Origin of the sequence: Streptomyces sp. UG1, from assembly GCF_049974585.1 — a bacterium.
Lineage (GTDB): Bacteria > Actinomycetota > Actinomycetes > Streptomycetales > Streptomycetaceae > Streptomyces.
The window spans coordinates 1-12175 of the sequence record NZ_JBNGGG010000098.1 but is presented as its reverse complement, the minus strand read 5'-3'; the positions used below and the strand labels follow the sequence as shown (position 1 = coordinate 12175).

Annotated in this window: 14 protein-coding genes and 2 pseudogenes; 10 read left to right on the top strand and 6 right to left on the bottom strand. The window is 69.5% G+C overall.

Features of this window, described 5'->3' with window-relative positions:
- Window positions 1–201 precede the first annotated feature (201 nt).
- From ACP4J3_RS49980 to ACP4J3_RS49970, 3 genes are all read left to right on the top strand, one after another.
- Window positions 202–762, top strand: coding sequence for a hypothetical protein (locus ACP4J3_RS49980; protein ID WP_426544830.1), 561 nt, complete (start codon window positions 202–204; stop codon window positions 760–762).
- Window positions 762–1208 carry a DUF6069 family protein gene (locus ACP4J3_RS49975; protein ID WP_426544828.1) on the top strand — a complete coding sequence of 149 codons (447 nt, stop codon included), beginning with the start codon at window positions 762–764 and terminating at the stop codon, window positions 1206–1208. The genes ACP4J3_RS49980 and ACP4J3_RS49975 overlap by 1 nt, the downstream gene beginning before the upstream one ends.
- 276 nt (window positions 1209–1484) lie before the next feature.
- Window positions 1485–2495, top strand: coding sequence for an SMP-30/gluconolactonase/LRE family protein (locus ACP4J3_RS49970; protein WP_426544826.1), 1011 nt, complete (start codon window positions 1485–1487; stop codon window positions 2493–2495).
- Between the two features lie 52 nt (window positions 2496–2547).
- Here the strand turns inward: ACP4J3_RS49970 and ACP4J3_RS49965 are convergent, their stop codons facing one another.
- From ACP4J3_RS49965 to ACP4J3_RS49950, 4 genes are all read right to left on the bottom strand, one after another.
- Entirely contained in the window at window positions 2548–3072 is a 525-nt protein-coding gene (locus ACP4J3_RS49965; protein ID WP_426544824.1) for a LuxR C-terminal-related transcriptional regulator, read from the bottom strand.
- Between the two features lie 92 nt (window positions 3073–3164).
- A complete protein-coding gene (locus ACP4J3_RS49960) occupies window positions 3165–4016 on the bottom strand; it encodes an ABC transporter permease (protein WP_426544822.1) in 852 nt (283 codons plus the stop codon).
- A complete protein-coding gene (locus tag ACP4J3_RS49955; protein ID WP_426544820.1) occupies window positions 4013–4948 on the bottom strand; it encodes an ATP-binding cassette domain-containing protein in 936 nt (311 codons plus the stop codon). The genes ACP4J3_RS49960 and ACP4J3_RS49955 overlap by 4 nt, the downstream gene beginning before the upstream one ends.
- Window positions 4949–5166: 218 nt before the next feature.
- Complete coding sequence (locus ACP4J3_RS49950) at window positions 5167–5817, bottom strand: hypothetical protein (RefSeq protein WP_426544818.1); 651 nt, start codon at window positions 5815–5817, stop codon at window positions 5167–5169.
- 647 nt (window positions 5818–6464) lie between these two features.
- Between ACP4J3_RS49950 and ACP4J3_RS49945 the strand changes: the two genes are divergently transcribed.
- The 3 genes from ACP4J3_RS49945 to ACP4J3_RS49935 are packed head-to-tail and all read left to right on the top strand — an operon-like array spanning window position 6465 to window position 8180.
- On the top strand, window positions 6465–6650 hold the full coding sequence (locus ACP4J3_RS49945; RefSeq protein ID WP_426544816.1) for a transposase domain-containing protein: 186 nt from the start codon (window positions 6465–6467) through the stop codon (window positions 6648–6650).
- Window positions 6562–7293, top strand: coding sequence for a transposase domain-containing protein (locus tag ACP4J3_RS49940; protein ID WP_426544814.1), 732 nt, complete (start codon window positions 6562–6564; stop codon window positions 7291–7293). Before ACP4J3_RS49945 ends, ACP4J3_RS49940 begins: the two co-directional genes overlap by 89 nt.
- A complete protein-coding gene (locus tag ACP4J3_RS49935) occupies window positions 7290–8180 on the top strand; it encodes a hypothetical protein (protein ID WP_426544812.1) in 891 nt (296 codons plus the stop codon). The genes ACP4J3_RS49940 and ACP4J3_RS49935 overlap by 4 nt, the downstream gene beginning before the upstream one ends.
- Before the next feature lie 1042 nt (window positions 8181–9222).
- Here the strand turns inward: ACP4J3_RS49935 and ACP4J3_RS49930 are convergent.
- Window positions 9223–9358, bottom strand: a pseudogene (locus ACP4J3_RS49930) (CoA-transferase); the annotation flags it as partial.
- 252 nt (window positions 9359–9610) lie between these two features.
- On the opposite strand from ACP4J3_RS49930, the gene ACP4J3_RS49925 reads away from it, so the two are divergent.
- The 4 genes from ACP4J3_RS49925 to ACP4J3_RS49910 all read left to right on the top strand — a co-directional run bounded on the left by ACP4J3_RS49925 (window position 9611) and on the right by ACP4J3_RS49910 (window position 11742).
- A complete protein-coding gene (locus ACP4J3_RS49925) occupies window positions 9611–10117 on the top strand; it encodes an allene oxide cyclase barrel-like domain-containing protein (protein WP_426544810.1) in 507 nt (168 codons plus the stop codon).
- A gap of 49 nt (window positions 10118–10166) precedes the next feature.
- Window positions 10167–10388, top strand: coding sequence for a hypothetical protein (locus tag ACP4J3_RS49920; protein WP_426544808.1), 222 nt, complete (start codon window positions 10167–10169; stop codon window positions 10386–10388).
- A 50-nt stretch (window positions 10389–10438) separates the two neighbouring features.
- Window positions 10439–10732 (top strand): hypothetical protein, encoded by a 294-nt coding sequence (locus tag ACP4J3_RS49915; protein ID WP_426544806.1) that lies wholly within the window; start codon window positions 10439–10441, stop codon window positions 10730–10732.
- Between the two features lie 62 nt (window positions 10733–10794).
- Window positions 10795–11742: an MBL fold metallo-hydrolase gene (locus ACP4J3_RS49910; RefSeq protein ID WP_426544804.1), complete on the top strand. Its 948-nt coding sequence runs from the start codon at window positions 10795–10797 to the stop codon at window positions 11740–11742.
- Between the two features lie 156 nt (window positions 11743–11898).
- Here ACP4J3_RS49910 and ACP4J3_RS49905 read toward each other — a convergent pair.
- Window positions 11899–12102: pseudogene (locus ACP4J3_RS49905) on the bottom strand (phosphorothioated DNA-binding restriction endonuclease); the annotation flags it as partial.
- Between the last annotated feature and the right edge of the window lie 73 nt (window positions 12103–12175).

The following is a 12175-nucleotide window of genomic DNA, read 5'->3' as shown; positions in this document are numbered from 1 at the left end:
GACCAGGACCAGCACGTCCCCGCCGACGACTCCAGGCCGCTGGAGTCCCGCCCGAACACCGTCGTCCGGCTCGTCCCCAACGCCACCCACTGCGCCATGCAGAAGGCCCAGGAGATCATCCCCTGGAGCCTGCAGTGGCTCCGCGACCAACTGGCCTGACCGCGCCCACCACCAGGTATGCCCCTGACAGGAGGACCAGCCTTGCCCACGCAACACCAACCGCCCGCTGCGTCCGACTCCGTGCCCAAGCCCCCAAGCCGGTCCGGCGACCGGGACGCGCACCTGGTGGAGACCGTGCCCGGCGTGCACGCCTGGGTCCGGCCCGACGGCACCTGGTGGCTGAACAACGCCGGCGCCGTCCTGGGCCAGGACGGCGGTGTCCCGATCGACACCTGCGCGACCGCTCAGCGCACCCGTGCATTCCTCACTGCTGTCGACGAGGCCTCAAGTGGGGCACCGCTGCTGGCGGCTGTCACCACCCACGCGCACGGCGACGCGTTGCTGCCCCCGACCGTGCCGATCATCGCCCATCCGGAAACCCGCGAGACGATCCTGCAGGACACGGTGCTGACCTCGCTGCCGCCGATCTCGGCGCCGGCTGCGGCCGGGCCGAGAGGAGATACGGGAGTCGGATGCGTCCGCGCAGGCGGTGGCAGAGACCGTGCCGCCACACACGTCAGTGATGCCGTGTGTGGCGGCACACCGCGCCCGACCGGTGATTCACCTCTTCTCACCGCAAAATCCTGCCATCTGGAGCACTGATGCCCGAACTGACCTCCGTCTCACTCGCCTTGCGCCGGCCCGGCCCTCTTGTCGTCATGGGCGGCCTGCTCGCCGCCGCCGTGGCGTCCTCGATTGTCGAAGCAGCCATCGCCGCCGTCGCTCGCGCCGCCGGTGCCTCCGACGACTTCCAGCCGCTCCAGGCAGCCGCGTTCATCTTCTTCACCGTGATGGGCCTGGTCATCGGCGCCATCGGCTGGAGCATCGTCCGGCGAAGTTCGAAGGACCCTGAGTCGCTGCTGCGCAAGCTCGTCCCCGCCGTGGTCGTTGTCTCCTTCATTCCCGACCTCGCCATGCTCGTCAGCGACTACACACCGCACGCCGACGCGGTCGGCGTGGTGGCGCTGCTCGTCATGCACGTCGTGGTGGCAGTTGCCGCGGTCTTCACCTTCCGCACGATCCTTCCTCTGGGCGCTGCCGGGAAGTAGTCGCAGCCACACCGGTCCACCGACTTCATGGGCTGACCCGGCAGGGCCCCGGCGCTCGGGTGCCCCGGAGAGCCGGACGGCCACTCGTCGCGCGCCACGTGAGCGACGACCGGCAGAACACCATCAGCCACCCCCGGCCCTATCGGGCCGCCTGACACCTTACGGAGAGCTGTGATGACCAACCAGACCAGCCGTCGCGGTGTGCGTGCCGCGACATCGCACACCGAGCCGTCCGGCTCGCAGAGCAACTCCATGGGACGCATACGGAGGAGTTCCATGCCACGAGTCCTGACCCCCTTCCTGACCGCGCTGGTGATCGCCGGTCTGTCCGCAGTTCCGGCATCGGCCGGGCCGCTCCACGCAGCAGGCGCGGCCAGGCCAGTCCCCGCCGTGGACTCCGCCAAGCCGTCCCCCCAGGTGGTGCGGCTGCCAAACGGGTTCTCCCCCGAGGGCATCGCCATCGACAAGGGTGTGGCCTACACCGGTTCACTGGTCGACGGCTCCATCAAGCGCTTCGACTTGAAGACCGGGGTGGTCAGGCAGTTCGCCCCGTCGCCCGGCCCGCACCGGATAGCGGTCGGCATGAACATCGACCGCTTCGGCCGACTGTGGGTGGCCGGCGGTGGCGGCGCCTTCGTCCCCGGCACCGTCACCAGTTTCCGCGTGTACGACACGAAGTCCGGCGCACTGCTGGCCGACGTCACCGTCCCCGACGCCGCATACCTCAACGACGTGACCGTGACCCGCGACGCCGCCTGGTTCACCGACAGCCGCGGCCCGGCCCTCATCCGGGTGCCGATCGGGGCCAACGGAAAGATCGGCTCGCCCGAGAAGGTGGTGCTGGGTGGCGACTGGGCCCCCACCAGCGCCGGTTTCAACGCCAACGGCATCGACGCCACGCCCGATGGCAGGCACCTGATCGTGGCCCAGTCCGAGACCGCCGAGGGGGGTTCGGCTCTCTACCGCGTGCCGACCGGCACCGCCGGGGTGGCCGACGCTCGACGGATCACCCTCCACGGTACGTGGGACGGGGCTGACAGTCTGCAGTTGATCGGGCGGACCCTGTATGTGGCCAACCCCAAGGGCGTGGTCGAGATCAAGCTCTCGCGGTCGCTGACCGCCGGACGGATCCTCGGCACGACCGAGGTGCCGGGCGCCGCATGGCCGACCGCGGCCAAGGCGTTCGGCTGCCGCCTCTACGTGGTCGACGCAAACTTCGGCGAAAACTTCTCCAACGTCGGCAACCCGGCGGCCGAATTCAAGGTGGTCGCCATCCCCCTTCCGTGAGGTCCTCATCCAGTCCTGGTGATGGACGGGATGGTCAGGCTGCTCGCCGGGGTCATTCGGGTGCGTTGGGGCGGGCGAGTCCGAGGTCGTAGGCGAGAATGACGGCCTGGACGCGGTCGCGAACCCGCAGCTTGGCCAGGACGCGGCCGACGTAGGTCTTCACGGTGGATTCCGACAGGACCAGGCGGTCGGCTATCTCGCCGTTGGTCCAGCCCTGGCCGATGGCGACCAGGATCTCGTGTTCGCGTTCGGTCAGAGCGCGCACCCTGGGGTCGTCCTCCGGCCTCCGGTCGGGCGCCTGCGGCAGGTGGTGGGCGTAGGCGTCCAGCAGGCGGCGGGTGAGTGCCGGGGCGATGACGGCGTCGCCTCCGGCGACCGCGCGGATTCCGGCCAGAAGCTCATCCGGGCGGGCGTCCTTGAGGAGGAACCCGCTGGCTCCCGCGCGCAGAGCCGCGTGGGCGTACTCGTCCAGGTTGCGGGCCGCCCGCCTGGTCAGCGGGTGGTCCCACAGGGACTCCGTCCCGGTGGACGGCGGCTGGGGGGGTGCCCCCGTGCTGGTGGTGTCGTCGGGGCTCATGGGTGTCACCTGTCCATCTGGCTCAGACTGGCCGGGCGGCGCGGTGTCGGACCTGGCCGGACACCGCACCGCCCGAAAGGAAGGGAGCGGCGTCAGGCGTCGGTGCGCACCATACGGTAGGCGGCGCCCGCCAGTGCGAGCGCGGTCCAGCCGAGCAGGACCAGGAGCCCGGCGGTCGGTGACAGGCTCGTCGCGTCGTGGGTCAGCGAGTACATCGCCTCGCCCGCGTTGCTGGGCAGGTATCTGTCGATGTCGTCCTGCCACGAGGAGGGCAGCAGCGAGGTCAGATTGGGCACCAGCATCAGGGAGCCGACCAGGACCGCGATACCGCCGGCGGCTGAGCGGAACAGCGCGCCCAGAGCAGTGCCGATCACGCTGACCAGACTCAGGTAGAGGGCCGCGCCCAGCAGGCTGCGTACGACGCCGGAGTCGGAGAGCGACAGCGCCGCGGACGTGTCGGCCACCAGGCTGCCGGCGATCGGGAACGCGACGAAGACACCGGCTGTGGCGACGGCCAGGGTGACCAGGCCGAACACCACCGACTTCGCCCACAGCACCGGCAGGCGGCGCGGGACCGCGGCAAGCGTGGAGCGGATCATGCCGGTGGAGTACTCACCGGCGGTGCTCAGCACGCCCAGGACGCCGAAGGCCATCTGCGCGAACAGGATGCCGAAGAGGGCGAGGCTGAGCGCGGTGGCCTCCCCGTCGAAGGGCCCGTCCATGTCCCCGCCGGAGGCGGTTTCGGACTGGAACCTCGAGGCGGACATGGCGCCGAAGGCGATCAGGAACAGCAGGCCCAGTCCCAGAGTGATCCAGGTGGAACGCAGGGACCACAGTTTGGACCATTCGGAGCGCAGGACCCGGATTCCGGTGACCTTGTAGCGCGGACGCGCGTCCTGCGCGGGCACGGATGCGGAGCTGTGGGTCTCGGCCGGCGTCGTCATGCCGCCCTCCCGGCGCTCTTTGCGGCGCCGGCGCCGTGGTACTCGACGGAGTCGTGGGTCAGTTCCATGAACGCCTCCTCCAGGGAGACGGTCCGGGAGCTCAGCTCGAACAGGGGGATGCCGTACTCGGCGGCCTGGAGGCCGATGTCACGCGCGGAGAGGCCGACCACGTGCAGTTCTTCGGAGCCGACCGCGCCCGTGATCTCCACACCGGGGCCGGCCAGTACCTCGCGCAGGCGGGCCGGCTGGTCGCAGGCCACGGTCACGGTGTCGCCGCCGTGCTTGCGCACCAGCTCCCGCACCGTGGTGTCGGCCAGCAGGCGTCCGCGTCCGACGATGATCAGGTGGTCGGCGACCAGCGCCATCTCACTCATCAGGTGCGAGGAGATGAAGACGGTACGGCCCTGAGCCGCGAGCCCGGTGAGCAGGTTGCGCATCCACAGCACGCCGTCGGGGTCCAGCCCGTTGACCGGCTCGTCGAGCATGATGGTGGCCGGGTCGCCCAGCAGCGCCGCGGCGATGCCCAGGCGCTGGCCCATGCCGAAGGAGAAGGCGCCGGCGCGCTTCTTGGCCACGGACTCCAGCCCGGTCAGTTCGATGACCTCCCGCACCCGGCGGCGCGGGATGCCATGGGTGTGGGCCTGCGCCATCAGGTGGTCGAATGCGGACCGGCCCGGGTGGATCGACCTGGCCTCCAGCAGCGCGCCGACCTCCTGCAGCGGCGCGGTGTGCTTCGGGTAGTGCTTGCCGTTGACCGTCACGCTGCCGCCGGACGGTGCGTCCAGTCCGACGACCATGCGCATGGTGGTGGACTTGCCCGCGCCGTTCGGTCCCAGGAAGCCGGTGACCGAGCCGGGCTTGACGACGAAGTCCAGCCGGTCGACCGCCGTCTTCTCCCCGTACCGCTTCGTCAGTTGCCGTGCCTCGATCATTGCTCCTACCTCACGTTCGACCGCTGATCCCTGCCGGGCTTCATCCCTTGTCACGCTAGGAGTCCAGCGGCCGGGAACGGTGGTACCCAGGTGAGCAATGACGGGCAGGCGGTGGTACCGCGGTACCACCATGTGCGACGCCGAGCCCGGGTACTGCTCGGGCTCGGCGTCGCGGTGCGTCAGAGGGACGCGGCGCGCTGGGCCGCCGCCACCGTCGCTCAGACTGTGGCAGGTGACGGGCCCGCGTGGTTCCGAGGCCGAACCGTTGTTGTTCTCGCCCGCGGCGGGATCGAAGGCGTCCCACGCCGACGTGCCCTGCTGGGCGGGAAACTGACACAGCGCCACGGTTGCATGCCCGGTTCACCCGCTTCCGGGGCACGGTCCGGCAACCAGTGCCTCCGCTGGTCAGAACGTTCCCACCTGCCCAACGACGTCGGGCTCTTCGCCACCCGCACCGCGGTCCGGTCGCGGCCCTCGGCGAAGACGACCAGGCGCAGCACCAGGAAACGTCCGACCCCGGCGAGCCCGGCGGCGCCGAGGTAGACGACCTGCTGCCAGAGGAGCCCGGCCGACGGGTTCACCGCGTCGAGTATGAGCACCGCGGCAGTGGTCACCGCGTAGGCGGCCGTGGCCGATCCCGCGGACTGCAGGTGTCGGCGCCATCCGGCACGCCGCCCGGTCCTGAAGGTGAACAGTGCGTGGAGTTCCGTACCCAGGAGGGTGGAGACGACGGTGATCAGCGCGTTCGCCACCGCCCACGGCAGCACCTCGGCCACCAGACGTACGGCGGCGCTGGAGACGACCCCGACACCGCCGCCGTACAGGACGAACCGGACGAAGGAGGCGAGGGGCCTCGGAGCAGCGGGCACTCGAGACGTGTCGTCCAAACCGGTCTCGCCCCATCCCGTACGCCGCGCCTCGGTCATCGTTTCCCTCACGTCCGGAGGCCCGCCCCCCTCCTGGCTTCCTGGCCAGCCACGCTAGGAGCCCATGGACCGGGAACGTTGGTACCCGAGAGGTCAATGACGGGAAGCCTGTGGTACCGCGGTACCACCGACGTCAGGCCCCGGCTGCGTTCCGATGCGACGCTGTGCGCCTGTCACGATCAGCCTGGCCGTCGCCGGTCGAGCGCACTGGTGCCGAGCGGCGAGCGGCTCCATGGCGCCTGTCGCGCTTGCGGAATCGCCGATGATGGTGCAGGTCCCGGGAGCGGCAGACCTGGCCATGACGGCCGGTCGCCGATGGCAGACGCTGGTGCCGGGCCCAGCAATGCCCCCCCGAGTGGGGCTGGGGGTGTGAAGGCCCCCACGACGCAGTGCGGATCATCGACCAGCGCGGCACCGAAGCTCTGGGCTGCGTCTACCCCGGGCCGGGGCACTGCGACCGCCAGGGCCACTGCGGCCCAACTGTTTATTCAGGAAACGGGAGCAACGTTCACTCAGTGAACGCTCAAGGCCGCGAAGTCAGGTGGGATCAGTCCACGTCAAGTGGGTTGGCGGGATCGGTGGTTGTCCCGATGCTTCGCCAGTCTGCCACCAGCCCGTCCGCAAGGCCCTCGCTCGTCGGTCAGGGCGTCTTCGCCCCAGGCCATCTGGGTGAGTTGACCAAGTACATTGCCTTCGAACTCGTCGACGCCGTACTGGCGGAGACCGGAGCTGTCGAACGGCGGTTTCGGGCCCTGCCTTCTCGAGTGGGCGTCTAATTTCCTGCTCGCGCTCGGCCTGTTCCCGGACCTGGGCTACCGCAAGGTCTGGAACAAGCTGGTGGCCGGCCTGACCGAGCCTCGGGTGCCGTCTCCCTCGGAGAAGGCACTGCGCGATCTTCGGCGCCGCGTCGGATCGGCACCGTTGAAGACGCTGTTCGAGGTCGTCGCCGGTCCCCTGGCTCAGCCGATCACGCCGGGGGTGCGCTACCGACGCTGGCGTACGGTCGCGTTCGACGGATGCAGCTCGATCAAGGTCCCCGACGCGGAACGCAACGGCGGCTGGCTGGGCAAGCTGCGCAACCGGAACGGTCTGACCGGCTACCCGGTCGTGTGCCTGATGACGCTGGTCGAGACCGGCTCCCGCGGACTGCTCGGCGCCGCCTTCGGCCCCAGGGCCCGCGGCGAGAACCACCACGCCCGCCGCCTGCTGCACCTGCTCGGTCCGGACCAACTCGTCCTGGCCGGCCGCTACTTCGACGACGCCAAGCTCCTCGCCCAGGTCGCCGGCACCGGCGCCCGGCTCCTGGTCCGCCTCGCCTCCCACCGCCGCCTGCCCACCCACGACCAGCTACCCGACGCTCCTACCTGGCCCGTCTGCGCGGCGTCCCGGTCCGCGCCATCGAGGCCGACGTCACCGTGACCCTCACCGACGGCAACACGCTCCGCGAGGGCTACCGGCTGCTGACCACGCTGCTCGACCCGGACCTCGACCCCGCCAAGACCTTGATCCGCCTCTACCACGAACGCTGGGAGATCGAATCCGCCTACTACGCGCTTCGCCACACCCTCATGCACGGACGCGTCCTGCGCTCCGGCGACCCCTTCGGCCTCGACCAGGAGATGTGGGCCCTGCTGACCCTCTACCAGCTCCTGCGCACCGCGATGGTCGACGCCGTCGAGACCAAGCCCGGAACCGACCCCGACCGGGCCAGCTTCACCGTCGCCCTGGAAACCGCCCGCGACCAGCTCATCCGCGCCAGCAACACCGACACCGGCAGCGATCTGGTGGGAGCCATCGGCACAGCCGTCCTGGCCCACCTGCTGCCCGCCCGCGAGCCCGGATCAGCGCCCGCAAGGTCACGTGCCCACTGTCCCGCTACGCCTACGCAGACCCCGAGGAGGCAAGACCTCAGACCAACACCCGCATCGAGTCCTTCGACATCAGCATCCACTTCGATCACCGACCACACCTCCGTTCGTCTCCCGTCGCCATCCACTGCCGAAGACCGGGCCCACACCGACACCCCGGTTGTCCTTGATCGACCGCGCTACGCCGCCTTGCGATCCCACCCGGGCCGCTACTGGGGGGTCGCGAGGAACTCGCGCACGCCGTCGGCGCGGAGAACATGGGCGGCTTCTGTGTTCTACTGGCGAAGTGGGCCCGGGACGGACTGCTCGCCAAACCGGAGCGAGGGATCTACACCCTCCTCGACGATCCGACCGGTCCTCCGCCACCAAGGCCAACACCACGCTGCCCGACCTTTCCACCGGGCCTCTCCCGCTTCGAGGCCACCCTGGCCGTCATGAGCTCCGCCCCCGGCTACTCCTGGACGGCCCGCGAAATCGCCCCGGCTCTCGGCATCACGAACATCCCCAGCTTCCGCGTCCAGATGGCCACGTGGGCCAGAGCAGGCCGAATTGCCAAGACCAGACATGGCGTCTACACCCTGCTCCCGGGGCCGACGGAAGCGACAACGCCAGCAGAATCGACACCGTTGACAAGCGCCGACCCCGCTTAACTTCGCGGCCTTGGACTTTCAGAGCCTGAACGGGGGTCCGCTCAGAGCTCGAACGGCCTCGCAGTGATCTGGGCAGCGGGCAAGGGCAGCGGTGTGTCGCTGGGGGTGGTCGCCCCGTCCAGCTCTCCCGATCCTGCTGCCCGTCGACAGGCACTCGCGCGAGGCCACGAACGAGTCCTCCACGGCCTCGCCGACTGCGACCGGCTCCGCCTCTCCGCGGCCGCATCACGGACGTCTGAGCGAACTGGCGTTCTGCGTACGCGACTTCACCACCCCGACGCTCGCAAATGGCGCAGGTCACAGAGGAGGCGTCTCGCCATTCGAGTCAATTAGCTGACGTGCCATCAGGGGTCACCCTGCGGTGTCCCTCCTGATGGCGCACCGCTGTTGACCGTGGTTGACCGGTCTTAGGGGCACGCCATGGGCACGCAGCCCGATCGGCATCACCGGGAGCCCCCCTCGGCGTCTGATGAGCAGCCGAGACCTGGGAGCAGTGTTGGCCGGAGAGCGCCATTGCGAGCACACGGAGGAGGGTTCGGCGACGGCCGAACAGCTCGGGGAGCGAGGGATCGGAAGGGTTCCCGCAATGCGAGGCTGCTCGGGTGTTGGACACTGCCGAGGCGGTAGCGCTGGCCGCCTTCGAGGAGAGGGGCGGCGAGGAGATGTCCGTCATCAGGGAGCGTGAAGGTCACGAAGTAGGCCGGGGCCAGGAGGCGCTTGTGCGGCCGCGGATCCGTCAAGCCGCGTCGGCGGGGCGTGCGGTGCCGTGGAAGACCTGGCTGGCGCGTCAGGCGCGGTGGTCGGCTGCGACAGGGCGTACGCCTGGCTGTCGGCCAGGGCGCCCTGCGGAACGAGTTCGACCTCCAGCTCTCCGCTGAGGTATCGGCGGGCGAATTCCTTGTTCTCGCCGACGTAACCGCCGGTCACGCGGCTGATCCGGCCGTCGGCGAGGAGTACGCCCAGCCCGCCTGCCACGTGCTGCGCGAGGCTCAGGCCGTGCCGACACCGTAGGGGACACGCACCCCAGCATGACGACCACACTCCAAGGGCGGGACGCCAAGCCCCGGGCGAGCTCGCATTTGTGCATGAGTCGGCCCCGCCGCGCTCGTTGACCTGGCGGGTGAGAAGAACCTGCTGTTGCAGTATCTGAGCAAGCAGATATATTGTCTGCGTCGGCAGATACTCTCCTGTACGCCCCCACAGATGTGGAGCCCGATCATGCGCAAGCGCACCCTCCCCGCGTTCGGTGTCGCCGCCGCCACGGCCGGCGCCCTCACCCTCGGCCTGTCCCTGGCGCCCGCTTCGGCGGACGCCGCCCCCGCCTCGCACGGGCACCGCACGATCACCATCGAGGCCGTCGAGAAGGGCACCGCGATCAACATGGTCGACGTCGCCCCGGCCGACTCCGCCCTCGGAGACCAGCTGATCGGAACCGGCGACCTCATCGGCCGCGACGGCCGCAAGCTCGGCACCAGCAGCTTCGTCGGCGTCTCGACCGACGCCAAGCCGCGCACCGCCGAACTGCTGACCTTCGTCTACGAGCTGCCCGGCGGCAAGATCACCACGGCCGGCACGGCCAAGCTCTCCGCCTCCGGACCCGTCTTCGACGAGCGGTTCGCCATCACGGGCGGCACCGGCAGGTACAAGAACGCCTCCGGCGAGGTGCGCGTCCTGCAGGAGACGGTGGAGCAGGCGAAGGTCACCTTCGAGATCCAGCACGGATAACAGCGCTGACCACGCCCACGCATCCGCAACGAGTCGAGCGGAGCAACCTGTGAAGTTCCTCCTGATCGGCGCCACCGACATGATCGGCTCACGCATCACGGCGGAAGCGCTCAGCCGCGGCCACGAGGTCACGGCCGCCACCCGCTCGGGCCGTACGGCCCTGCCCCCGGATCCCGCGCTGACGGTGGCCGCCCTGGACGCCACCGTGCCCGCCGCCCGGCGGGTGAGACGGCAGCCGGTTACGACACCGCCCTCGTCCGCGATGCCATGACGTAGTCGGGCCGGCGACTCACAGGCGAACTCACCCAAGCCGGGAAGACGGTGAGATCCACCGTCGGCAACGGCACAGTCTTCCTCACCACCTCCGCCGCCGATGTCAGCGGCCCAAGCGACGAAACCGTCGCTGGGACGGCGACCGGCACGGCGGAGAAATGCGCCCGCACGTCGCTGGAATCACTCCCCGGCGCCTTCCTGGCCCGGCCGACGGAGGCGGCCGGGGCCGACCGTCGTCGTGCGATGAACGTCGCCACCGCGATCATCCACGCCCTCCGGACGTACGGGCACTCGGAGGCGCTGGTGGCTGTACCGCACACCAGTACCACCGCGACAACCTGAGAGGCGACACGCGGCACCTCCTCCCGTGCGCCCTCCCCCCACATCAACAGGGAACAACAGACATGTCCATGAACAGGCGTCACTTCCTCGCCGCAGGCTCGCTCACCACTGCCGCGATCGGCCTGGGCCTCACCTCGGCCAGCGCGTCGGCCACCCCGCTCGCCGACGGACACGGAGCCGGACATCACAAGGAAAAGCACCCCAGGGGCAAGCTCGACTTCAAGGTCCTCGACCTGGACTTCCCGGTCGGCAGCAAGAACAAGACGGCCACTCTGGTTACGGGTGAGCGTGAGGCGCTGCTGGTCGACACCGGGTTCACCCGGGCCGACGGGTACCGGCTGGTGGGCGAGGTGCTGGACTCGGGCAAGAAGCTGACCACCGTGTTCATCAGCGCCGGTGATCCGGACTACTACTTCGGCGCCGAGGCCCTGGCCGACGCCTTCCCCGACGCCAAGTTCGTCGCCACCCGGCCGGTCATCAAGCACATACGGCGCACCTTTGAGAGCAAGCTCAAGACGTGGGCCGACCTCGGGGCCAACCTGCCCACCCGCCTGGTGGAGATCAAGCCTCTGACCCGTGGTCTCACCCTGGAAAGGCACCGCTTCGAACTCAAGGGCGGATCGGCCCTGCTGCCGGACCGCCACTACCTGTGGCAGCCGGAGCAGCGCGCGATCCTCGGCGGGGTACTGCTGTTCCAGAAGCAGCATGTGTGGGTCGCGGACACTCCGACCCCGGAGATCCGTGCTGCCTGGATCAAGCTGCTGGACGAGATGGCCGCCCTCGACCCGAAGCTGGTCGTGCCCGGTCACCGCCTGCCCAGCACTCCCGCGGACTCCTCCGCCATCACCGCCACCCGCGAGTACTTGCTCACTTTCGAGGAGGAACTGGCCAAGGCTGCCGACGGCGCCGCGCTGACCGCGGCGCTCGTCAAGCGCTACCCGGACTACGGCATGGTCATCGCCGCCGAGATCGGTGCGAAGGTCGCCATGGGGGAGATGACCTGGGAGTGACGACTGCGAGGTACCGGAACACCGGCTTCGCGATGCCCCTCGGCCGACTTCGTCAGGAGGCGTCGGCCGGGGACGGCACGCCGAAGAGCCTCCAGAAACTCAACTACCGAGGAAAGGAGACCAGTTGGCCATGATGCCTCTGTCCGATCCGCCCATGTCGTAAGCGGTCAGCACCACTTCGCGCATGCGCCGGTCACGTTGCTTCCGCACGGTCGAAAGGTGAACGGTCTCCGCTGGCTCCCGTTCCAAGCCGACGGCTTCGCGCAACGCACCGTGGAACGACGGCGGGAAATGCAGATCCATCAGCAACCATGTGATCCGCCCCAGCAGTTCCGGCTCCCTTCGCAGACCGCTCTGGATGGCGTCCCTTGACGTGGTGTAGCCGATCAAGGTGAGGGGGTGCGCCGGGGGCGTATGCCGATGGGTTTTCGCT

Coding starts and splice junctions, on each gene's coding strand:
- ACP4J3_RS49975 (WP_426544828.1), top strand. CDS start 762: ATGCCCGAACTGACCTCCGTCTCACTCGCCTTGCGCCGGCCCGGCCCT.
- ACP4J3_RS49970 (WP_426544826.1), top strand. CDS start 1,485: ATGCCACGAGTCCTGACCCCCTTCCTGACCGCGCTGGTGATCGCCGGT.
- ACP4J3_RS49965 (WP_426544824.1), bottom strand. CDS start 3,072: ATGAGCCCCGACGACACCACCAGCACGGGGGCACCCCCCCAGCCGCCG.
- ACP4J3_RS49960 (WP_426544822.1), bottom strand. CDS start 4,016: ATGACGACGCCGGCCGAGACCCACAGCTCCGCATCCGTGCCCGCGCAG.
- ACP4J3_RS49955 (WP_426544820.1), bottom strand. CDS start 4,948: ATGATCGAGGCACGGCAACTGACGAAGCGGTACGGGGAGAAGACGGCG.
- ACP4J3_RS49945 (WP_426544816.1), top strand. CDS start 6,465: ATGCTTCGCCAGTCTGCCACCAGCCCGTCCGCAAGGCCCTCGCTCGTC.
- ACP4J3_RS49925 (WP_426544810.1), top strand. CDS start 9,611: ATGCGCAAGCGCACCCTCCCCGCGTTCGGTGTCGCCGCCGCCACGGCC.
- ACP4J3_RS49910 (WP_426544804.1), top strand. CDS start 10,795: ATGTCCATGAACAGGCGTCACTTCCTCGCCGCAGGCTCGCTCACCACT.